At 52.5% G+C, this 23,070-nt stretch carries 15 protein-coding genes and 1 tRNA gene; 12 read left to right on the top strand and 4 right to left on the bottom strand.

The window, feature by feature from the left end:
* Positions 1 to 368, bottom strand: a 368-nt coding sequence (locus KF749_11365) for a hypothetical protein (GenBank protein ID MBX2991749.1), incomplete at its 3' end; no start/stop codon positions are given.
* A 136-nt stretch (positions 369 to 504) separates the two neighbouring features.
* Here KF749_11365 and KF749_11360 point away from each other — a divergent pair.
* On the top strand, positions 505 to 909 hold the full coding sequence (locus KF749_11360) for a hypothetical protein (protein MBX2991748.1): 405 nt from the start codon (positions 505 to 507) through the stop codon (positions 907 to 909).
* Positions 910 to 1,000: 91 nt separating this feature from the next.
* On the opposite strand, the gene aroF is transcribed toward KF749_11360, so the two are convergent.
* Together aroF and KF749_11350 are read right to left on the bottom strand one after the other, a co-directional pair.
* Positions 1,001 to 2,032 (bottom strand): 3-deoxy-7-phosphoheptulonate synthase, encoded by a 1,032-nt coding sequence (gene aroF / locus KF749_11355; GenBank protein MBX2991747.1) that lies wholly within the window; start codon positions 2,030 to 2,032, stop codon positions 1,001 to 1,003.
* A 62-nt stretch (positions 2,033 to 2,094) separates the two neighbouring features.
* Positions 2,095 to 2,673 carry an aminodeoxychorismate/anthranilate synthase component II gene (locus KF749_11350; GenBank protein MBX2991746.1) on the bottom strand — a complete coding sequence of 193 codons (579 nt, stop codon included), beginning with the start codon at positions 2,671 to 2,673 and terminating at the stop codon, positions 2,095 to 2,097.
* Positions 2,674 to 2,935: 262 nt separating this feature from the next.
* Between KF749_11350 and KF749_11345 the strand changes: the two genes are divergently transcribed.
* From KF749_11345 to KF749_11320, 6 genes are all read left to right on the top strand, one after another.
* A complete protein-coding gene (locus KF749_11345; GenBank protein ID MBX2991745.1) occupies positions 2,936 to 3,271 on the top strand; it encodes a hypothetical protein in 336 nt (111 codons plus the stop codon).
* A gap of 158 nt (positions 3,272 to 3,429) precedes the next feature.
* Complete coding sequence (locus KF749_11340) at positions 3,430 to 3,672, top strand: hypothetical protein (GenBank protein MBX2991744.1); 243 nt, start codon at positions 3,430 to 3,432, stop codon at positions 3,670 to 3,672.
* Between the two features lie 52 nt (positions 3,673 to 3,724).
* Entirely contained in the window at positions 3,725 to 4,219 is a 495-nt protein-coding gene (locus KF749_11335) for a YbaK/EbsC family protein (protein ID MBX2991743.1), read from the top strand.
* A gap of 97 nt (positions 4,220 to 4,316) precedes the next feature.
* Positions 4,317 to 4,403 (top strand) — tRNA-Ser (locus KF749_11330).
* Between the two features lie 463 nt (positions 4,404 to 4,866).
* Positions 4,867 to 5,325: a helix-turn-helix domain-containing protein gene (locus tag KF749_11325; GenBank protein ID MBX2991742.1), complete on the top strand. Its 459-nt coding sequence runs from the start codon at positions 4,867 to 4,869 to the stop codon at positions 5,323 to 5,325.
* Between the two features lie 281 nt (positions 5,326 to 5,606).
* Positions 5,607 to 5,864: a hypothetical protein gene (locus KF749_11320; GenBank protein MBX2991741.1), complete on the top strand. Its 258-nt coding sequence runs from the start codon at positions 5,607 to 5,609 to the stop codon at positions 5,862 to 5,864.
* A 65-nt stretch (positions 5,865 to 5,929) separates the two neighbouring features.
* Here KF749_11320 and KF749_11315 read toward each other — a convergent pair whose 3' ends face one another.
* Positions 5,930 to 6,073: a hypothetical protein gene (locus tag KF749_11315; GenBank protein ID MBX2991740.1), complete on the bottom strand. Its 144-nt coding sequence runs from the start codon at positions 6,071 to 6,073 to the stop codon at positions 5,930 to 5,932.
* Between the two features lie 42 nt (positions 6,074 to 6,115).
* On the opposite strand from KF749_11315, the gene KF749_11310 reads away from it, so the two are divergent.
* The 5 genes from KF749_11310 (at position 6,116) to KF749_11290 (ending at position 22,568) form a co-directional block, all read left to right on the top strand.
* Positions 6,116 to 7,591: a T9SS type A sorting domain-containing protein gene (locus KF749_11310; protein MBX2991739.1), complete on the top strand. Its 1,476-nt coding sequence runs from the start codon at positions 6,116 to 6,118 to the stop codon at positions 7,589 to 7,591.
* Positions 7,592 to 8,078: 487 nt separating this feature from the next.
* The gene (locus tag KF749_11305; GenBank protein ID MBX2991738.1) at positions 8,079 to 13,574 is read left to right on the top strand and encodes a T9SS type A sorting domain-containing protein; all 5,496 of its coding nucleotides are present in this window, start codon (positions 8,079 to 8,081) and stop codon (positions 13,572 to 13,574) included.
* Positions 13,575 to 13,945: 371 nt separating this feature from the next.
* Positions 13,946 to 15,835, top strand: coding sequence for a T9SS type A sorting domain-containing protein (locus tag KF749_11300; GenBank protein ID MBX2991737.1), 1,890 nt, complete (start codon positions 13,946 to 13,948; stop codon positions 15,833 to 15,835).
* Positions 15,836 to 16,312: 477 nt separating this feature from the next.
* Entirely contained in the window at positions 16,313 to 19,183 is a 2,871-nt protein-coding gene (locus KF749_11295; GenBank protein MBX2991736.1) for a T9SS type A sorting domain-containing protein, read from the top strand.
* Between the two features lie 562 nt (positions 19,184 to 19,745).
* Positions 19,746 to 22,568 (top strand): T9SS type A sorting domain-containing protein, encoded by a 2,823-nt coding sequence (locus KF749_11290; protein MBX2991735.1) that lies wholly within the window; start codon positions 19,746 to 19,748, stop codon positions 22,566 to 22,568.
* Positions 22,569 to 23,070: the final 502 nt, after the last annotated feature.

Here is a 23,070-nt window from a genome sequence, read left to right as displayed (position 1 = left end):
ACGAGCTTCAGGGCATACTCACGGTACAACGCGAGCCGCTCCGATTGACGATAGGGAGCTTTCGGACCGCCGCGATCCGGTCCTTCATCCCACATAAGCCCAGCCCACTTCAGCGACGCGATGAGATTCTCTTCGGCATGCTCAACGTAGCGCGATTGATCGGTATCTTCTATGCGGAGAATGAACGCGCCATTTTGCTGACGCGCAAAGAGATAGTTGTAGAGGGCGGTTCGCAAACCGCCGACGTGCAGGTAGCCTGTTGGACTTGGAGCGAAGCGAACTCTAATGTGTGACAAAGCTGATGTGGGTGGACTGTAATTGAAGTTTTTGTGTATTTGAGAATAAGAAAAAATGTAACGAGATTCCATTGGAGGGCTGCAATCGCTCCAGCATGTTCTCCCCCCACATCATCATGTAGCGCGACCGCAGTAACTCCACCTCAACCCTCCCGTAGAAGTCCACAAATCAACGAACCCAATCATCACAACCCTCAGGAGTACTACTATGAAACAAACGATGTTGTTGGTGTTGTTCGGCATTGCCCTTGTGCTTGCCGGATGCAGCAAGAAGAACTCGGACAACCCGCTTTCCACCAATCCAGGAAACGAAACTCCGGCGAACGTCACGTTTTCAATGGGACTTCATTCCGGCACGCAGGGCATGATCATCGTCGCAACGCCAAGCGAGGATGTATTGTTGGCCAAGGTCGATTTGCATTTCCCGGCCCAAAACTTCACGGATACGGTTACCAATGGCGACCCCACACACCTGTTTCCAAAGGGAGTGACTTTCGAAATCAATGAGTACGTTGGGATCGAAGGAGGACAGCAGTGGGTTATTGTCTTCCACGGAACACTGAAGTCAAACGGCAAGCCGTTTACAGTCACGGTGAACTGGACAGTCGTGTAGAATCATGAAACGAAGTAACGGCCTCCGGTAGAGGTGGGAGCCGGAGCGCGGGAAATGAAACACCCGACTGCTTGTTGGAGTCGGGTGTTTTTTATTGTGTCACCTCCGCGCCGATGGTCCGGTCAACTGCGGCGGCAACCATGCGGGCACGTTCCATCAACTCTCTGAAGCGTTCAGGTTTCAACGCTTGAGCGCCGTCCGAAAGCGCTGATTCAGGGTTGGGATGTACTTCAATCAGAAGTCCGTCGGCGCCGGCTGCAACTCCGGCAAGTGCCATCGCGGAAACGCCATCCCACATACCGATGCCGTGGCTGGGATCGACGACAATGGGGAGATGTGAGATTTTTTTGATAACGGGAATGGCGTTGAGATCGAGCGTGTTGCGGGTGTACGGCTCGAACGTTCTGATGCCGCGTTCACACAGAATAACGTTCTTGTTTCCCCGGGCGAGAATGTATTCGGCCGACATGAGAAGTTCTTCGATGGTTGCGGAAACCCCCCGCTTCAGCATCACCGGTTTGCGCAAGTCGCCTGCGGCTTCAAGAAGCGAGTAGTTCTGCATATTGCGGGCGCCGATCTGAATCACGTCCGCAACATCCGCCACACGAGGAAGGGTTACAACATCTTTTGCCTCGGTAACGATTTTCAGTCCGGTTCGATCCTTCACCTCGCGAAGCAGAACAAGACCCTCCTCCTTCATTCCCTGAAAAGCATACGGCGATGTACGCGGCTTGAATGCGCCGCCGCGGAGAAACCTCACGCCCGCCTCACGAACAATCTCCGCCGCTGCGAACAGTTGTTCTCTGCTTTCCACTGCACACGGGCCTGCGATAACCGCCAACTCTCTTCCTCCAATCACCTCTCCGCCTACGTCAATCTCGGTATTGCCGGGTTTGGTGTCCCGTCCTGCGAGTTTGTACGGCCTGGAAACGGGAATTGCATCCTCAACCCCGGACATGACTGTGAACAAGTCGGGATTAATTCTGCCTTTGTTGCCCGTGATAGCGATCGCTGTACGCTGCACACCTGTTACCTCGTGAGGTATGAAGCCCAGGGATACGATCTTTTGTCTTACCTGCTGAATATCCTCGCGTGTTGCATCACGCTTCATAACAACAAACATGCACTCTCCTGCCTGGTGCGTGGAATCACTTTTTCATTGCCGTAATATACAGCTTTCCCGACTTAATTCACTTCCAACCAGTTGCGTAACAGGCGTTCACCCTCTTCCGTTAAAATTGATTCGGGATGGAACTGAAGGCCGGTTACCGGGTATAGTTTGTGCTGAATGCCCATGATGACGCCATCATCCGTGGTTGCGGTTACTTCAAGTTCGTCCGGCAGACTTTCAGGCGCAATGACAAGGGAGTGATAGCGTGTGGCAACAAACGGATTCCTGACATTCAGAAACACAGAGGAGTTTGCATGGGAGATTTGAGACGTTCTTCCGTGCATCAGCCTTGGTGCTTGAACAATTCTTGCGCCGAATGCTGAACCAATGGCTTGGTGACCAAGACATACGCCGAGGATGGGGATCCGGGACCCGAATTGCTTTACAACATCGACCGAAACGCCCGCCTTGTCCGGCCTTCCGGGACCGGGAGATAGAAGAATCCTTTCCGGATTGAGAGTTTCGATTTCACGGGGAGTGGTTTCATCATTTCTCCTCACAACCAACTGCCGGGAGCCATCGTGGAGAATTGCAGCGAGAAGCTGTACAAGATTGAACGTGAACGAATCATAGTTGTCGATTATGAGGATCATGGATTCACAAGGCGGCAGGGCATTGGGGGTGAGTGTAAGAACAACGTTTCTCTGGAGACGCCGTGACGAGTTACGGTTCTCAGGCGGTGCTCACGTAACACAGGCTCACGCATTTTGCTTTTCAATATATGAATTGATGGAATCTGATGTCAACAGGCGACGTTCATTCTTGTACGTGACTCAGTCCAACAAACCAATTCTTCTTGCATTTTTCAGGGAAAGACACTTTCGTGTATGTAGGATGAAAACGACGGGCAACATAATGTACGCACTTCTGGCGTTTCTCTATTTGCAGGTCTCATACGTTGCAGCGTGTGATCTCATCGTGCCAACGTATTCGGCCTCCGGTCCCGCGACATTCACGGTACGAGCCGACAGCCCTCGTGAAATTCCCGGCACATCCTCCAATACCTCCGTTGTTCAACGACGGCACGTTCCGTTGGTAAAGCAATTGGTATTTTCATCGGATTACCTATCCGAAGAATTCCGCACAGGACATATCCGGCATCGTGTTACATCATGCACGCCGGAGAGTTCCGTTCCATCTCGTATTCTGTTTTTTTCCTCCCTGAGTGATCGAGCCCCTCCCCTGTTATAGGATTTGTTGAAAGGCGGCGGTTGTTTCGCACGCCGCCGCTGTCGGTCACAGTTCTTTCATAGTCAAAATAGACATTCACCCGCCCTGTTGCAGCTTATTTGTGCATCGAGCGGATGATGTTTCTTTGTATTTGTACTTCTTGAACAGGAGGATTACACATGGCACACATCAAAGCAAAAACGGAATCGCAGAAGGTGTATGACACCGCACAGTTTGAAGTTGCCGAAAAGCCAAAGAATGAACCACGGCAAGGACGAGAAAATGAAAAGAACGCCGCAATCACACACATCAGGACAAGACCGGAGGAACAGGAAGGAACCTCCTGGCAATTCTATCTTGTTATCACCCTGATTACGGCCGGCGTATTCGGCATCATACTCAAGGTACTGGGAATCATTTAACATCATCAACACAATTGACACAATTACATCAGACTAATAGAAAGGAGTTCTCATGTCAGCCACGAATGAGCTCTTCCGCTACCTTCAAAACAACGGGGTTGAATTCCGCGTTCACAGCCATTTGCCCGCATTCTCGGCACACGATGTCGCGTTGGCAACACATGTTCCCGAAAATCAAACTGCAAAAGCGCTTGTCGTGAAGGCAGGCATGCAAAGCTGGCTGGTTGTTCTTCGCGCCGACTACCGCATTGACCAACGCAAGCTGCGGGATGCGCTGGAAACACACAACATCCATCTTGTTCCTGAAGAAGAACTCGACCACCTGTTTCCGAATTGCGAGATCGGGGCAATGCCGCCGTTCGGCAACCTCTACGGCATGCCTGTCATCGTTGACAAAGCCCTCGCAAATCAGAAAGAGATTGTGTTCAATGCCTGCACACACACGGAGTCGGTAAGAATGCGATTCGAAGATTTCGAGCGGCTCGCCAATCCAATGATCGTCGAATTCGCTGTTCATAAAAATCACATCGAGGAACACGTCGGATAGTGTGAATTGATTTGAGACTGTGTGTTTCATATATTGGGCCTGCATTACTCTGCCCGTTTTGAGAATCCGAACATTCCGCTCAATGGTCGGCAAGCCCGGAGAGGTGGCCGAGTGGTTGAAGGCGCTAGTCTCGAAAACTAGTATAGTCGTAAGGCTATCGAGGGTTCGAATCCCTCCCTCTCCGCGATTTGGAGTCCCGTAAAATGTCTCGGGACTCCTTTTTTTTTAACAGCTCTCCACCAATCCTCATTTCTGAAATCCTCCACTGCAAGATCCTTGTGAGAGTATTACAGCAAGAACCACCCGCCACAACTGTTGTAAAATGTACAAGCAACGTGTAGGATGGACAAAGGTGATTGCTTGCGCCGTCTGGAGAGTCATACTTGGTCTGACCCGCTGCTAATACTCTCTCTGATTTCGCATCTGTTTTCCATCCTTTTGCATAGCATTGCATCCTTCGGTTACACCAGCGAAACATTGGCATATCGCGTGAGATAGTCTCAGGTGTGAGGCAAGAAGTAAGGCTATTGAGAGCGGCGTTTTGGATCTCCCCCCCAAATTCCTACCCCCCTGCCAGGCTGAGGCCTCGACAACGAAGGATGTGTAGTGCATCCAAAACTCAACATCAACAAACATAGGTGGGGTCTATGACAAAAGACAACAGCGAACGTGCTCCGCATGGAACCGAGCAGGGTTCATCGTTACATCCGCGACTTGCCTGGATGATTTGTTACGATGAAACGGGAAGCGCGCAAGAGGTGTGCAAACGGTTCGGGATCAGTCGCAAGACGTTCTATAAGTGGCTGAAGCGATACCGTCAATCGGGAAGTGATACAAAAAGCCTGGTTGACCAATCGCGCCGGCCGCATCATTTCCCGAGTGCAACACCCGAAGCAAGCGTGCAATTGCTGAAGCGCTTGAAGGAACAGACCGGATTCGGTCAGCGCAGGCTCAAAGCAATACTGCAGGAAAAACACAACATCAAAATCTCCGAGCGCACAATCTGGAAAATACTCAAGCGTCTTGAAGATGCAGAAACCGGATCTCACGGTGTGCTGGGGAATGATCTCCATACCCTGAATCAGCAGTCCGCGTTTCGTCACTAATTTACCGGCAGCACAGTGGATCCGTTTCCCCTACGGCTCCACTGTGTGCATATCCTCATACCGTCACTTCTCTTGGCATCTGCTTGACGTAATTCGAAACATTCACACAAAGTGTGAAGTGTTTGCGCGCCGCTACATTTCTACGTCGAAACACGTAGTATATTGTCCGCACGAATCACGCCTGCGTATCGTACAGGCAGATGTCCCCCATGATCTTTCCTCGTGTTCCGTCCCCGGAACGTACATCTAACACAATATCTTTCAAATTAGAGGAGTTGGTAATGGGAGACTACTTCCGCAATCTCAACAATCTTGACCCGCATCTTAACGCCCTTGTGGTGAACAAGCTGAAGGAAATCCAGCGACGCGACGGGCGTCCGCATGTTTCGATTGATGATTTATCGGAACATGATGAATTGGAACTTCTCCGTTCATACACACTGAATCTGTATCGTGAATACAGAACGCTGCGAAGCATGTTTCTTGAGAATATGCACGATGGCACCGCTCGTGAGTCGCTGAACGACAGGAGAAACTGACACAGTTGGCCCCGATGATACCGGTGTGACCTTAACAACATCACATGAAGGCATATTTGTTGTAGTTACAGGAGAACAACAACATTGTCGGGGGTATCATCGAAACAGGTATTCACTTTCTCTTCACGCGCCTCACGAGTCGGCGTGTAGCCGTCTGCAGGAGATTCCTTTTCCTCGGGCTTGTTCTCCTGGGCGGCTTCCCCTCCCATGCCCAACAGTTTGATACCCTTCGCATCGCCAGCTACAACCTGTTGAACTACCCCGGGTCAACATCGGCAACACGCAATCCTGAATTCCGCAAAGTCATGCACGGGCTTTCCCCTGATATTCTTGTTGTGCAGGAGATGACGAGCGCCGCGGGGATGTCGGAATTTCAATCCGCTGTGCTTGATCTTGTTGCACCGGCAACGTTTGCGCACGTTCCGTTCAACGACGGTCCTGATTCAGACAACGGCTTGTTTTATCGGACGGATACATGGGATTTTGTGCGCGCTTCCTACATTTCCACCGCCTTGCGCGACATTGCAGGATATGTGGTGAGGCCGAAGTACTCCGCCGATGAGCTGCATATTTATTCCGTTCACCTCAAGGCAAGCAGCGGCTCATCCAACGAACAGTTACGCCTCGACGAGGCAACGATATTACGTGATCATCTCAATTCACTGCCGGCCGGAACGCAATTCGTTATCGTCGGTGACTACAATATCTACAGAAGTTCCGAGCCAGCATGGCAGAAGTTGATTGGGAATGAAACAATCAACACCGGGAGGGCTTTTGATCCGCTGAACATGACGGGAACGTGGAACAGCATTACCTTCTCCCAACACCATACACAATCGCCGCGTGTCCGCTCTTTTGGCGGAGGGGCCACAGGCGGATTGGATGATCGGTTCGACATCATCCTGACCTCAAGCACGATGGCTGACCGGATCATCACGTCCAGTTACACGGCATACGGTAACGACGGCAATCATTACAACGATTCCATAAATCGTCTACCCAATACCGCCGTTCCCGACAGTATCGCACACGCGCTCCATAACGCATCCGACCATCTGCCGGTCACAGCATTGTTTGCCTTCCCTCGCACAATTGTTCCCGTACAACTCGCGTCGTTTACAGGCAGTGTCAACGCCACAGGCGACAGTGTAGTACTGGAGTGGCGAACCGTATCCGAAACAAACAACTACGGCTTTGAACTTCAGCGGCGGGTGATTGCTGACTCCGGTTTTGTGACAGTACCAAATGGTTTCATTCCGGGTCGAGGCACAACACTGCACCCCCAGTACTACCGATTTGCTGAGGTCCTTCCCATACCGCCGGGCTCACTCTCATACCGATTGAAGCAGATTGATTTGGACGGAACGATACACCTTTTCGAACCGATCCATCTGAACATTGTACTGCACATCCCCGCCTCGACTCCGATATCGTACACACTGTCGCAAAACTATCCCAATCCGTTCAATCCGACAACTCGCATCGAGTTTTCCGTGCCCAACACGACATACGCATCAATAGTCTTGTCCGATGTTTTGGGACGTGAGGTCTCTTCGTTGTTCAATGATACCGCGGAGGGAGGAGTAATGTACTCGGTTGATTTCAATGCCATTTCACAGAGTGCCATCCCGCTTCCGAGCGGTGTCTATTTCTACAGGCTGGTGTTGAAAAATTCAACCGGAGCATTCCCTATTTCAATCACAAGGCGCATGATATTGGTTAGGTAATAACCTGAGCTTATCGCCTCTCAATAATTTCTTCAAAGGCGCCGCTTTTCTGTTGACAATTGAGAATTCTTTAGGCTATATTCTCATGGGTTGCTGAAGTTTGCGACTCACAAGTCCACTTCAGAATGATCTTATCCAAAACCGGATTTTAAGTTGACAGCACAGAGGCACGCGGAAGCGTTCGCCTATCTCTTCCCCTTGCCTCCGTACTATTTGCTTGCACGTGACACAACTGTTCCTTTCGATCAATAGATAGTTGCTCCACAGTCTATTCGCAGCATACCTCATTAGTATGGGGACATTGAACCCTTCGTCAATTGCCTCACGCATGTAACGTGAAACGATTTTTCAGCACGCTCATGCGTGTTGGAGTATCTGCGCGTAATCTGCCTGCTTGATTATCGCCCAAATCAGTCACGAACAGTGAAGAATTCGAATACAGCTTAACGATATAACCCAACCAACCATCTTAACTTTGGAGAGCAATATGAACCACGCATACAAAGAAAAAGGAGGAACCATTAGACTCGTTACTTCCATCCTGGGTTTGCTCCTGCTGACTGTATTTTTTTCTGCGGCAGCAGTAGCCGGGGTGGGAGGGTACGCCTTTACAGAATCGGCAGGTACGTATGTTCCGATCACGGGCTCAACGCAACTTGTCGCGCCCTCAAGCGACGATGGCGCCGTCAACGCCACTATAGGTTTCACCTTTGTGTACGACGGGATACCATACACAGAGTTCCGAGGCTCGGCCAATGGATTCATCACATTCAACACCAACACAACTGCATTGCTCTTTACGAATTCAATGCACTCAAACGGCACCATGGTCTGCGGCCTTTGGGACGATCTTGCAACGGGACCCTCAGGGCAAGTACATTACGTTGTGACAGGCTCGGCTCCCAATCGCGTTCTCACGGTGGAATTTCAAGGGATGGCAATCTCAGGAAACACCACGCCGGATGTGAATTTTCAGATCAAGCTGTATGAAACCACAAATGTCATCGAATTTGTGTACGGCACAATGTCGCTCGGCACCGCAACCTACACGGCCAGCATCGGCCTTGCAGACATGCTAACCACGAGCACGACGGCGGATCTCAACCAGAACCATTTCATCAGCGTGACACCCGCCTCGCCGGCTACTGCATCCCGATTAGTCGTAAACAACTCGGTGAACAATGCCGCGATTTCCGGCTTCTTGCCGAGCGGAACTACATACACCTTTACACCGCCTGTCCCCATCTCAACGAACAAGACTGTCGGTGCAGGCGGTGATTACACAACGCTGCAAGCCGCTTTTGCGGATCTTCGGGATAAAGGTGTCTCTGCACCAATTACGGTCAGTATTCTCAGCGGGTTCACGCTCGCAACAACGGATACTGCCCGCATTGATCATATTCCGGGAACAAGCTCAACGAATACCGTGACCCTCAGGCCCGCAGCTTCCGCAGCTATTACCTTGACACGTGCAGGAGTTGCAAACAACAATTTCGTATTCCGTGTACGCGGAGCAAGCTATGTCACGATCGACGGTATCGGAAGTGGTCAGAGCCTGACGCTCGAGTATACAGGCACAGTCGCCGGCGGCGGGATTATTGTTCAGGACGGAACACAAAACACGACGTTTAGAATGATGACGATCAAGGCGTCCGGATCAACTGGAACGACAACCAACGGTGCCGTCCTCTTCGGTGCTCCCAACACGATTAACACCATCAATATTGCAAACAACAACAATACAGTCGAAAACTGCACCCTGGAAGCAAACGATCCGGCCACAGTCGCGTCGCGTCCGATGGGGGGTGTCACATTCAACGGCTCCACCACCGTACTCTCCGACGGCTGCAGGATTATCAACAATGTTATCCGTGATTGGCAACAGAACACCTCCACCAATGGTGCGGCAATTAACGGTCAGGCTGGCTATTCCAACCTGGAGATTTCCGGAAATGAAATGTATTTCACCATTCCGTTTCCGGGAACGTCCGCAACAGCGCTCAACGGGATATATACAAACAGTACAAGTATGAGCATTCGTGCATTCAACAATAAGATACATAGTATCGCGCCGAGTGCATCAGCGACAAGCCCGAACACGAAGGCGTTCAGGTTGCTCTCCTTTTCTTCCGCAATACCCTCGAGGATATACAACAACTTCATCTATCTTGACACCACGGGCGTGACATCGCATACCGGTACGGCCGGGAGTTTACGCGGAATTTCCGTCGAAGGATCAGGTACTGTGGGTGTTTTCTATAACTCGGTTCGTATTGGCGGTGAGCCGGGGACCGGCAACAACGGAAGCACCTCTTGTTATTTCCGGTCAGCGAGTCCTATAGACTCGGTGATGAACAACAACTTCTACAACGCCCGGAGCAACGGTGCAGGAACCGGAAAGCATTATGCAATCACTCGTTCCAGTGCAACGGGTACGTTTCTTTCCGACTACAATAATCTGCGAGCTGATGGAACGGGCGGATTTGTCGGACTGACAACCGTTGATCAGGCAACCCTTGCCGACTGGAAGACGGCGACAAGTCAAGATCTGAACAGCGTTTCAGAGATGCCGAATTTTCTTGCATCGAGTGATCTCCATATTAATCCGGCAATAGCGACACAGCTGGAGTCCGGCGCGACCCCCATCGCAGGCATTACGACAGATATTGATGGCAACGCACGCAACGGCACAACCCCTGATATCGGCGCGGATGAGTTTACAGGAACTCCTCTCGACATTACAGGTCCGGTAATAACCTACACACCTCTTGGCAATACCCTTTCGCTTGCCGCACGAACGATAACAGCAACTATTGCCGACCCGTCCGGTGTTCCGACAGCAGGAGGTGGCCTCCCGGTACTGTACTGGAGAATCAACGCAGGAGCCTACACTCCTGCTACCGCAACGTCCCTCGGTGGCGATCAATATCAATTCACATTTGGTGCAGGAGTGGTTGCGGGAGATGCCGTTTCCTACTACATCTGCGCACAGGATAATGCCGGGACTCCGAATGTCAGCTGTTTTCCGGCCACCGGTGCTTCAGGATTCTCAGCCAACCCGCCTACAGTATCAACGCCGCCAACCACGCCAAGTTCGTACATTATTCTCACAGGCATTAGTGGTTCCATCGACATTGGCACAGGTGGCACATACACAACACTGACTGCTGCGTTCGCTGATCTCGCTACCAAGGCGCTGGTCGGACCCGTTACATTTTCACTCACTGATGCCTTGTACACAACGCCGGCGGAGACATTCCCAATCACCATCGGCACGATTCTCGGCGCCAGTGCTGTTAACACGCTTACCATCAAGCCTGCAACAGGAGTTGCCGTGGTTATATCGGGTGCCGGCAATATCTTCACTCTCAATGGGGCAAGCTATGTAGTCTTTGACGGCATTACCCTCGCTGAACCGGGTGACGCTCCGATCAACAGCGGCGCTGTAACGGGCAAAGCGCAGATGAGGAATGAGATTCCATCGCCAGCAATGGTTTCCACAACCCCCGCCAGCCAGGATGCTTCACGGGTACTTCAGGTCGGCCCGATGGTCAGGGCTGAGGAGTCGGGCGAAAAAGCAGTGATGGAGAGCGTACCCCAGACAAACACCGGGGAGGAGACCGACATTCTGCAGGTTGTACCTGCTGCCGCCCCAACGTCGTTCACGCGGCCGAATATCGGAGAATCGCTGCTCATCAGAAACGCCAGCGCGACTGGGTCTGCGGTTACGTTTATTAATGATGCCACGAACAATTCGATCAAGAACGCGACGATCGAAAGCGGCAACACAAGCTCAACAAGCGGAACGATCCTGTTCAGCACATCAACAGGAACCGCAGGAAACAGCAATAATACAATTGAAAATTGCAAAATCCGTGACCGCTCGGATGCCGCAGGCGTACCTGCCAATGCCGTCTATTCTTCCGGTACGGCCTTGGCGCCGAACGCCAACAACACCATCTCCGGGTGCGAGATCTTCAACTGGACCGTGGGGGGTGTTCATGTTTCATCAACCGGTGTCGGCGACGGTTGGGTTGTCAATCCGAGCAGTTTCTATCAAACAGCCGCGCGCACGACAGCGCTTATCCCTATCCGTATATTGGGCGGGAACGGACACACGATCAGCGGTAACAGCATCGGCGGTTCGGCACCGAATCGCAGCGGCGACCCTATGACCACAACAACCACGTTTAGCGCTATTCTCCTTACCGTCGGAACGACGACACCGACAAGCGTTCAAGGCAACACGATTTCCAACCTGAATATCAGTGGAGGATCAACACAGACGTGGGCGGGCATAAGCGTCACCGCCGGAAACGTGAACATCGGAACTGTCACGGGCAACATCATCGGTGGCGGGGGATCTGCTTGGGATACAATCAGGGTCAGTTATGATGCCCGCTGTATCTACAACACAGGCGCCGGCATCGTTAACATTGAAAATAATATCATCGGAAATGTAGCGTACTACCGCAACGCCGGCGATGAATTGAAGGGCATCAGGGTGAATGCAGGTACAACCACTATTCGGAACAACATCATCCGTGACCTGAAGTCGAATGCCAGCTCCAGTACGAGCTTCTTCCTTACCGGTCTCCATATCGGCACTGCAACATCCGGCAACCTCGTTGAGGGGAACAGCATCTACAATCTCTCCCAGTTCAATGCAACTGGCGGTTGTTTCAACATAGGGATATTCGTCGCCGGCGCAGTGACTTCCACGGACATCAGAAGAAATCTTGTATACGGCATTGATGGCGAAGCTGCGAACAATCTGTATGGCATCTACTCTGCAACCGGCAGTGTTACCTACTCGAACAACATGATTGCACTGAATCCTTCGGCCGTTGATCATTTTATCGGAGGAATTCGCGATGCAGGAGCTGGGGCAAACAACTGGTTCTTCAACTCTGTTTCGCTCAGCGGCGCGCACGGCTCGGGCGCCGTCAGCACGCTTGCCTTCTTCCGCGACGGTACTGCAACGGTCAACATCAAGGACAACATTTTTGTGAATACGCGAACCGGAGGTACCGGTGCTCATATTGTCATCTCCAACCTCAACGCGGCAGCCACCGGTTGGGATCCCGGCGCGTCGAATTACAACATCTTCAACGGTGATCCTCTATCAATCGCCGTGTGGCTTGCCGGCGGAGTTCCCACCGATTTTGCCTCGTGGCAGACAAACTCTTCGGGAGATGCCAACTCGTCCACATACGCCGTGACGTTTGTGAACAGCACAAGTGACCTTCACCTCAACTCCGTCCACAATGGCGATATGAACCTGAAGGGCATTCCGGCAGGCGGCATCACTGTTGATTTCGACAACCAAACACGCGAAACGCAGGCACCCTACATCGGCGCGGATGAACTGGCTATCCCCCTCCCCGTCCAACTCGCCTCATTCACCGGACGCATCAGCCCGACGGGCAGCGGTATTCTGTTGGAGTGGAGAACCATCTCCGAAATCAACAACTATGGCTTCTACGTCGAACGCCGGCACGAGAACGAGCAGGAGTTCACAGAAGTGCTCAATAGCTTCGTACCCGGCCACGGTACCACCAACGAGCCGCAGTACTACAGCTTCACGGATAACACGCTGGCTGCCGGCGGCATGTACTTCTACCGGCTTCGCCAGCATGATCTCGGCGGCGCAATTCATCGTACCGAACCGATCAGCGTGAACTACATACTCACCTCGGTACCTGAAGTTGCTCCGAAGGTGTTCGCCCTGTTCCAGAATTACCCGAACCCCTTCAATCCCTCGACGGAAATAAAGTTCTCGGTTGAGAATACAGACCGGGCAACGCTTGAACTGTACAACCTGTTGGGACAAAAGGTGGCAACACTGTTCGACGGTATTGCGGAAGCGGGACAGTACTATCGAATCCGGATGAACGCCGACAACCTTGCGAGCGGTATGTACCTCTACCGTTTGCAGAGCGGCACGAGGAATGACCTGAAGAAAATGTTGCTCTTGAAATAAGGAAACCTCTCCGCAAAACACGTACTACAACCCCGCGACACCCCGTTTCAGTTGAAGCGGGGTGTACTGTTTTCGCCCTTCGACATTGCCGCAGAAAGAACCTTACATTCGTCTTGATACTTGCAAAGGCAAACAGTTTCTCAACTCCCGTCATCATCATTGTTGCGACTTCGTAGGTAGATTGTGTTTCGTGTCGGGCACGTCACGTCCGATGCAGGTGGATGGGTGAAAATCGTACCGGATAACTTGCGGTAAGTGATATCGCGTAGTATATTCGATCAATTCCATTCAAAGTCACAACTACCATCATCACTCTTGTTCCAGTAAGAAAGGGAATACCCATGTTTTTGCGTTTTCTGTTCGTTGGGTTTATGATTACATCAATCTCCGTTGGTGCATTCGGACAAGCGATACCTCCCGCAGTCAACGGCATCATCACTCCCAATGAATACGGCCTTCATATCAACGGTGCACACGCACAAGCCAGCGGCACCGCGGTGTGGTACATGGCATGGTCGGCTGACTCGCTGTACGTCGGCATCACCGGCGTAAGTGCCGATGACGCATCAATCATATACCTTGATGTCAATCCGCTCGCGCCTATTAACGGCGGCACGAACGCCGATGGTCTGATGAACGGCACAATGTTGAACAACACCAACTTCGACGCACTTCCGTTTCGTGCAGACCGTGTCGTGTTCTGTACATCTCTGCAACGCACAATGAACAGCGCCAACGGTCAAGGGGGATGGAATTCCGCCGTCTCTTCTGCCGGCAGTTACGCCTGGTCCGGCACAACCCGTGAGTTTTCCATTCCCTGGACTGCTCTCGGCGGTTTGCCCTCGACGTTTGCCTGGTTCGGCTACATCGCCGGAAGCACGGGAGTAGTGTACGCCGGTGTGCCGATGGAAAATCCCACCGGCACGATCGGGCAGGCAGCGCGGTTCGAGCGATACTACAAGGTCAGTTCGACCGCAGCTAACAACTCCACTTGGCCCTTTTCGCAGAACAGCTTTGTCTTCAACCGCACAACCGACGCAACATTGACCACCAACCTGCACGTCCACGACCTGACGATGAATTCGCCCGGGCGGACACTTACCCGCGCAACGAACACCAACACCTGGATCACATCAGGGAACCTGCGCGTTGACGCGGGAACAATCTCGTTCGGGGGCTCGTACGGCAGCGCTACTGTGCGCGGCGACGCGGTGATCGGGCAGGCCGGATCACTTGTTCTCTCCTCAAATGCAAGCGGTGATTTGTATGTGGAGGGTGACCTTATTCTGAATGGCGCGTTCAACCCGGACGCCAGAATGGTAACATTCAGCGGGACCGGCAATTCGTCACTCGTCGGCAACGCTGTGCTGCGGAATCTCTCGATTTCGAAAACTGCCGGAGCTGTTGTTGGCATGACTAACGATTGTCGTGTCAACGGTACACTTGCGTTGATTTCAGGAAATATCCGGTTGAACGGTGACGCCAATCTGATTGTGGGAGATGGAGGAGATATTACCGGCGGAGCGGATTACTCGTACGTGATTACGGCGGGGAATGGACGCTTGGCACGGGAAGCAGTCGGGAATAATGCGGCATATTTCCCCGTCGGCACGGAATCATCTTTCAACCCTGTCACTATAGCGAATACAGGAACGCCGGATATTTTCAGAGTCGGCGTGAAACCGGCACTGAGCGTACCCGTATCGAACCCGCAGCGCGTCGTCAACCGCGAATGGCACATCAGCGAAGCTATCTTGGGCGGAAGCAATGCTACTGTGAGTTTTCAGTGGAACGGTGCCGATCACGGAGCAACCTTCAATCCGGCGGAACCGGCGTACACATTCAATTACAACGGGTCGCAGTGGGCAAGTACCCTCGCAGCCGTTACCGGCGCCGATCCGTACACGGCCACTGTCAACGGCTTGACGCAGTTCGACACATTCATCGTCGGGAACGCCGGTGTCACCTCGGTGACCGGTATGGGCAGCAAGCCGGAAGGGTTTGCGCTCCATCAAAATTATCCGAATCCCTTCAACCCATCCACGGATATCAAGTTCTCGGTTGAAACATCCGGCCGCGCAACGCTGGATGTGTACACCATGTTAGGCCAGAAGGTGGCTACACTGTTCGACGGAATCGCGGAGGCGGGACAGTATCACACAATCCGTGTCGATGCCTCCGGTTTGGCGAGCGGTATGTATCTCTACAAATTGCAAAGCGGCTCACGTACCGACTTGAAGAAGATGTTGCTGCTGAAATAGGGATGGCGTGACGACGTGGTACTTTTGACAGGATGGAAAAGATACCGGGTTTCTTTGGAAGATATTCCAGCGGTATCCTGAAAATCCTGTTGATCCTGCCCGCAAAACATTGCCCCGATGACGAATGTTGCCGGGGTTTTGTTTTTCTGACGTGAAGAACATCTACAATGTCGTCACAGTAGCTCTATGTCTCTTCATCATTCTTGCCCGTGTCGCATTTTTTTCATTCGGACATTCGAATGGTGTGACGCATGTATCACAAACCGGCTGCCAAACATGTTATATTGGTAGCAGTCAACACAAGCTATTCGAAGTCCCCCGACCAACTCTTCTGCAAAGAGTTCAAACTACACAGTTTTTCCTGTCCCCCAATCTGACAAACGCGGCATTTCAAACGGAAGCGAATCAACCGATTCACTTCCCGCACAGAACGACATAACAAATCTAACATCACATTTCAAAGACCTGGGGGGTTCAATGAAACAATTTCTCGGCATCATCACCGTAGCGCTCTGCATGCTTGTACTGCGTTCAGATCTGCAAGCGCAAATGTATCCCGTTGTCGCGGGAACAACCACCAGTGCCAAAACCAGCACAAGCTCCACAACGCATAATGTTTCCTTGCCGTCAGGTATTCAGGCCGGCGACCTTCTGCTCGTATTCTGGACGGATAACACAACAAGCACAACGGTCGGAACACCCTCCGGTTGGATATCACTCTACAGCGACGTCTCGGGCGGAAGAACCCGGGCTGCGTGGTACAAGATTGCATCGGGATCCGAAGGCCCGTCGCTTTCGCTCTCACTTTCCGGTTCAAGCCTGTTGAGCGCGCATAATTCCTATCGTATTGCTGCGGGATCGTTTCAGGGAGTTCCTGTTGCTGCGTCAGAGGAAACGGGAACCAACAGTTCTCCGAACCCTCCGGGCCTTAGCCCTTCGTGGGGTTCATACAAGACTCTCTGGCTTGCGGCATCTCATTCCGAAGGGAACTCCTCCGGTTCGGCACCCTCAGGGTACTCGGAGCTGATCACGGGATACACCGGCAGCACGGGCAGCAGCCACGCACGCACGATGACTGCACGGTTCTTCTCCGAATCGGCTTCCGAAAATCCCGGCTCCTTCTCGCTCGGCAACAACCGCAACTGGGCGGCGAACACAGTCGCAATTCAAGGACCATCGGGGCTCTTCCGCACAAGGGCTGCAGGCGCATGGAATAACAGCAATACGTGGGAGGAGTTCGCCGACGGAACATGGACGAACACGGCAAATCTTCCCAACACTCCGACGATGGCTGTTCATGAGACATTTTTCCCTGTTATCGCCGGAACTGCAAACAGCGCAAAAACCAGTCAAACAGGTACAGTTCATTCGATTGCTTTGCCGATCAATATTCAGGCGGGCGACCTGTTGCTTGTGTTTTGGGTTGATGAAAACTCAAGCGGAACAGCTCCCGCAACTCCGGCAGGGTTCACGCAACTCTATACAAACACAAGCTCGAGCCGTGTTCGAAGAGCATGGTACAAGATTGCAACCGGCAGCGAAGGGGCATTCATCGACGTAACCGGAGGTGCAGAACGCAGCGCTCACGTTGCCTACCGCATCGCAGCAGGATCGTATCAGGGTGTACCTCAGGCGGGCAGTGTACAATCGGATAACGAGGACGGCCCGAATCCGCCGAATCTCTCCCCGTCGTGGGGATTGTTCAAAACGATGTGGATTGCCGCATCACATTCTGAAGGATACACGTCAACTGTCGGATTACCTTCCAACTATTCCGATCGCATTCAATCAAACACCGGTAGCACAGGTTCAAGCCACGCCACGATGGTCACTGGAACACGGTTTTATGAAGCGGCAGCGGAAAACCCCGGCTCGTTTTCCATGAGCGGTGACCGGCATTGGGCAGCAAACACAGTTGCCATTCAAGGGTCTGAAATCGTCGATGAAGTTCCGCAAGGCGTTTGCAACGTTGTTATCCGCAACGGTCACAGCGTGTCACTCACGGCAGATATTGTTATTGATGACATCACGATTGATGCAGGCGCAACACTCAACGCAGGTTCTGCCACCGTCACGATGATGGGCAACTGGGAAAACAACGGCACGTTCAACGCACAAACCAGCACGTTCGTCATGGGCGGCAGTTCTGCTCAAACCATGAAAGGCTCGACATTCTACAATCTTGAAATTGACAATGCAGGCGGCGTCACGCTTCTTTCGGACGAAACCATCGCCAACACACTCACGCTTACGGAAGGCGTCGTGACGACGGGCGAAGATCATCAACTCATCGTTACGAACACGAACCCCGGCGCAGTTGTTATTGGAGCCGGAAGCATCAACGGCACAATCCGCAGGGCAATCGGAAACGGCATTCCCGGCACGTACCGCTTCACGGACTACTACACGTTCATGATTCTGAATAACTCGCAGTCAGCACAGGATGTGACGGTAACATCGTATCCGGGTGAATTCCCCTCGCCCATCGGAAACCCGGGCGCGGCGATCAAGCGGTATTATGAAATCACCGCCACCAGCCTCATGGCAAACACGCTCTCACTTGCCTTCATCAATGGCGTCGCAAACGAGAATCCCAACAATATCGACACGATGGATATCGCGGTATTCCGCCTCCGTCCGGGCACAACAAGCTGGGAGAACTACGGACCTTTTGCAGGCACGAACGTCAGTGCCTCGGCATTCAGCGTGTCCGATTGGTCGACGAAGTTCTCGCTCGGCAACGGATTCGGCGCCCTCCCCGTCCAACTCGCTTCATTCACCGGCGCGGTTGTGAACAACAACAACGTCCGGTTGGATTGGAGGACGATCAGCGAAGTGAATAACTACGGCTTCTACGTCCAGCGCCGCACTATGGGAGCTACTGAATGGACGGAGATTCCGGGCAGCTTCGTGCCCGGCCACGGCACCACCAACGAGCCGCGCAGCTATGCGTACACGGATATCACGGGCATTACCACGGCAACGCAGTACCGCCTGAAGCAAGTTGACTTGGACGGCACGCAGCATTTCACCGAGCCGATTTTGGTTGATGTGCCGACAAGTGTTTCGGAAACGGCACCGAAGCAGTTCATGCTCTCCCAAAACTATCCCAATCCGTTCAACCCCTCAACCGAAATAAAATTCTCGGTCGAAGTAACGGGCCGCGCTATGCTTGACGTGTACAACTCGTTAGGACAGAAAGTTGCCACGCTGTTCGATGGCGTTGCCGAAGCCGGAGAGTTCAACACGGTACGTTTCAACGCAACCGGCCTCGCCAGCGGCGTGTATTTTTACCGGTTGGTATCCGGACAGAAATCGGATTTGAAGAAGTTGATGCTCCTTAAGTAAAGGCTATGATAACGCTTCAATCCCGCCGCTTTCAGGCGGGGTTAATGTTGTTGAAGTAAGTTCTTTGAATGCAGACTGCAAGGTAACCCGCCATTTTTCCTGACCGCCGATCTTTGTGGCGGTGTGGCGGGATACCGGTGCCAAAGCGGGCCGAAGGCGGATCAGATGAGACTCGGGTAATTGAAAGAAGAACATTCACGACAAAAGTCACTATCCACCGGCGATTTTCACCCGCTTTTGCAGTTTGAGACCGAAAAGTAGTTGGTTCGCAATTTTTCCACGGATCGAGCTTACCGCGTACGATTTTGAAATCGACGCGCTGGCACGCGTGGAAGTCTCGGCTGTTGAACGTATATTTTGTTTGAATCTCATCCGTAAGGTTGATCTGTCATAATCAAGGCAGAACATCCCGAAACAGATACACCCGCACAAAAGGCGATCCCGGATCAGTGGGGGGATGACAAATGACAATTGTTGAGCACACTCCTGAGGGATGTGTATGCAATGCCGCTCGGCAAGACAATTTCTTGTGATCACTTTTTGCAAAAAACAAACGGGGGTTATGATGAAACACTTCTTCGTCTCTGCCGCTATCGCGATGTGCCTGGCACTCGCGGGAGTACCTTCTTTTGCACAAACATTGTACCGCAGCAATGCTACCGGGGATTGGAATTCCACCGGCACATGGCAGGTCTCAACAAACAACGGAACGGATTGGACGGCAGCATCAAGCACGCCAACGGACGCCAACAATGACGGAATCACCGTCCGCACCCCGCACAACGTTAGTGTAACGTCGTCCGTTACCGTTGACCAAGTTGTGATCGAGGCCGGTGCACAGGTAACAATTACTGATGGAAGCACCCTCACGATACACGACGGCAGCGGCACGGATCTGTCCGTTTCCGGAACTCTCCAGACGAACAGCACGTCCAATACTTCAGGGATCACGAACAACGGCACGATCGTCTTCAACGACGGCGGGACCTATGTTCACAATGTGGACGCCGAAGCAATTCCCGCTGCAACGTGGGACGCAAACTCAACCTGCGCTATAACAGGAGTCGATTCAACGTCGCCCGGCGGCCTTGGACAAACATTCGGCAATTTCATCTGGAATTGCACAGGCCAGACGAACAGTGTAAGTTTTGAGTCGAACTTGGGAGGGATTCAGGGCAACTTCACTGTTGCCAGTACAGGCGGCAACGAGTTGCGTATCTCCAACACGGGCTCTGACCAGACGTTGTATGTACCCGGCAATTTCATTATTACGGGAGGAACGTTCTCCATCGTCGATGACGAAGGCTCGGCAACCCTTGAGATCGGCGGAAACTTCTCGATGAGCGGCGGCACCTTTAAGATCGTGGACGACATCGGAGATGGAACCCTCTTCGTTCTCGGAGATTTGACGATAAGCGACGGTACATTTGATATGAAAACCGAGGACAGCGACAACAGTTCAGCACTGCTCAGCCTCGACGGCAACTATACACAAACCGGCGGGATATTCATCCAGCGATCAATCTCAACAGGAACTTCTGTCGTCACAATGGGAGGCAATTTTTCAATCAGCGGCGGAACGTACAACATCTCCGGAGCAGGGGCAGTGGGCGTGTTGAATCTTGCCGGAAATTTTTCTCTGACGGACACTTCAACATTCACGGAAACAAGTTCGGGCTCGGGCTCGGTCAATTTCACCGGCATGACCAACTATACATCAACAGGCACACGCTTTGCCAATACCGTCAATTTCACGGTCAATAGTGGAGCTACGCTGATGCTTGGTGAAAGCGATTTTGGTCTTGGCAGTGACGGTACCTTCACGCTGTCCGGGGGTGGTACGCTTGGCATTGGTCACCCCTCAGGAATTGCCATCTCGGGTACTGCCTCCAACATTCGCGTTACGGGCTTACGATCGTACTCTTCAACCGCAAACTACATCTACACCGGCGACGCTTCTCAAGTACCCGGGCCGGGGTTACCGCTGACAATGAACAACCTTACGTTCCGCAATCCGTCGGGGACAACTTTTCCTGACCTTGCCACTTACATCGTCAACGGCAATCTTACTATTGACGCGGGCGGAGCATTTGTTGCAGGAAACGGCTCAACATTCCACCTGAAAGGAAACTGGACGAAAGATCCTGCCGGTATTTTCAACCCCGGTACCGGCAAATTCCTCCTCAACGGTACAACACCACAGACTATGAGCGGCTCCACCTTCTACGATCTCGAAATCAACAATGCAGCCGGCGTTGAACTTCTGACCAACGAGACTGTGTCCAACATTCTGACCTTAACGAACGGCGTGCTCACAACGGGATCGAACCGAGTCATCGTGACGAATTCATCTTCGGAAGCCGTAGAAATCACAAGCGGAAGTATTAACGGTACAATCCAGCGAACTCTGCCTGCCTCGGCTGGGACATACAGGTTCACGGACTTCTACACGTACATGGTGCTCGACGGTACGCAGAATGCCCAGAATGTAACCATCACGTCGCACCCATTTCAGTGGCCTACGCCCATCGCCAATCAGGCGGCGGCAATCAGACGATATTATGAGATGATTGTGCCTTCCCCGTTTACAGCTGCCGAACTTCATCTTGCGTATGATAGCGCCACTGAGAATGAGAATGGAATCGGATTGCTGCAACTCGGCTTTTTCCGTCACCGACCCGGAACTACCAGTTGGGAGAAACTTGGCGGAAATGGAGATCTCAATGAGGTGTTTCAGCACTTTGCAGGCATATTCTCCACGAAGTTCGCTATGGGCGACGTCCTTCAAGCCCTCCCCGTCCAACTCGCTTCATTCACCGGCGCAGTTGTGAACAACAACAACGTCCGGCTGGATTGGAGGACGTTCAGCGAAGTGAATAACTACGGGTTCTACGTCCAGCGCCGCAATATGGGAGCTACTGAATGGGCGGAGATTCCGGGCAGCTTCGTGCCCGGCCACGGCACCACCAACGAGCCGCGCAACTACACGTACACGGATATCACGGGCATTACCACGGCAACGCAGTACCGCCTGAAGCAAGTTGATCTCGACGGCACGCAGCATTACACCGAGCCGATTTTGGTTGACTCGCCGACGAGCGTACCCGAAACAGCGCCGATGGTGTTTGCGCTGTCGCAGAACTACCCGAACCCGTTCAACCCGAGCACGGAAATCATGTTCACAGTTGAAATAACGGGCCGCGCAACGCTTGACGTGTACAACGCATTGGGCCAGAAGGTAGCCACGCTGTTCGACGGCATCGCGGAAGCGGGACAGTATAACAGGATTCAGTTCAACGCCTCCGGCATGGCCAGCGGCGTGTACTTTTACCGGTTAGTATCCGGTCAGAAATCGGATTTGAAGAAGTTGATGCTCCTCAAGTAAAGGCTATGATAACGCTTCAATCCCGCCGCTTTCAGGCGGGGTTGATGTTGTTGAAGTAACCTCACCCCCAACCCCCTCTCCTGCGAGGAGAGGGGGAGTCGGGAGCGAGAAACTCTGACAATACTTCGCGTCTTCGTGGTTTTCTTTTCGAGGGAATGACATACAGAAATTGCTTCTTACAGTAACCCCCAGGCTACATCTAAGAAGCGCACAGCAGTCCCGGCATCGAGAGGTGTCGGGGCTGTTTTGTTTGCGAGGACTTAACACACCCCTCCGTCTCCCCTCTCCCCAGCACGCAACCCAGCCCACAGAGGGGAGTGTGTGGATCAGTGATGTTGTTTCTGCGCTTGACCATATTCCCCTCTGTGCGCGGGCAAGTGGGTGAGAGAGAGGGGTGTCCGACGAAGCAGTTTTTGCGCAGTCGGACGGGGTGTGATCACGCAGATTTAGCACACCCCACCGCACGGACCATAAGTTTCGGTGCGGGGTTGAACAAGCTTTC

The organism is Bacteroidota bacterium, from assembly GCA_019637975.1.
Taxonomy (GTDB): Bacteria; Bacteroidota; Ignavibacteria; order UBA10030; family UBA6906; genus CAADGV01.
Note: the sequence above shows the minus strand (reverse complement) of the source record. Positions and strands in the feature narration are given on the sequence as shown.

Coding starts and splice junctions, on each gene's coding strand:
- KF749_11360 (MBX2991748.1), top strand. CDS start 505: ATGAAACAAACGATGTTGTTGGTGTTGTTCGGCATTGCCCTTGTGCTT.
- aroF (MBX2991747.1), bottom strand. CDS start 2,032: ATGTTTGTTGTTATGAAGCGTGATGCAACACGCGAGGATATTCAGCAG.
- KF749_11350 (MBX2991746.1), bottom strand. CDS start 2,673: ATGATCCTCATAATCGACAACTATGATTCGTTCACGTTCAATCTTGTA.
- KF749_11345 (MBX2991745.1), top strand. CDS start 2,936: ATGTACGCACTTCTGGCGTTTCTCTATTTGCAGGTCTCATACGTTGCA.
- KF749_11340 (MBX2991744.1), top strand. CDS start 3,430: ATGGCACACATCAAAGCAAAAACGGAATCGCAGAAGGTGTATGACACC.
- KF749_11335 (MBX2991743.1), top strand. CDS start 3,725: ATGTCAGCCACGAATGAGCTCTTCCGCTACCTTCAAAACAACGGGGTT.
- KF749_11325 (MBX2991742.1), top strand. CDS start 4,867: ATGACAAAAGACAACAGCGAACGTGCTCCGCATGGAACCGAGCAGGGT.
- KF749_11320 (MBX2991741.1), top strand. CDS start 5,607: ATGGGAGACTACTTCCGCAATCTCAACAATCTTGACCCGCATCTTAAC.
- KF749_11315 (MBX2991740.1), bottom strand. CDS start 6,073: ATGGGAGGGGAAGCCGCCCAGGAGAACAAGCCCGAGGAAAAGGAATCT.
- KF749_11305 (MBX2991738.1), top strand. CDS start 8,079: ATGAACCACGCATACAAAGAAAAAGGAGGAACCATTAGACTCGTTACT.
- KF749_11300 (MBX2991737.1), top strand. CDS start 13,946: ATGATTACATCAATCTCCGTTGGTGCATTCGGACAAGCGATACCTCCC.
- KF749_11295 (MBX2991736.1), top strand. CDS start 16,313: ATGAAACAATTTCTCGGCATCATCACCGTAGCGCTCTGCATGCTTGTA.
- KF749_11290 (MBX2991735.1), top strand. CDS start 19,746: ATGATGAAACACTTCTTCGTCTCTGCCGCTATCGCGATGTGCCTGGCA.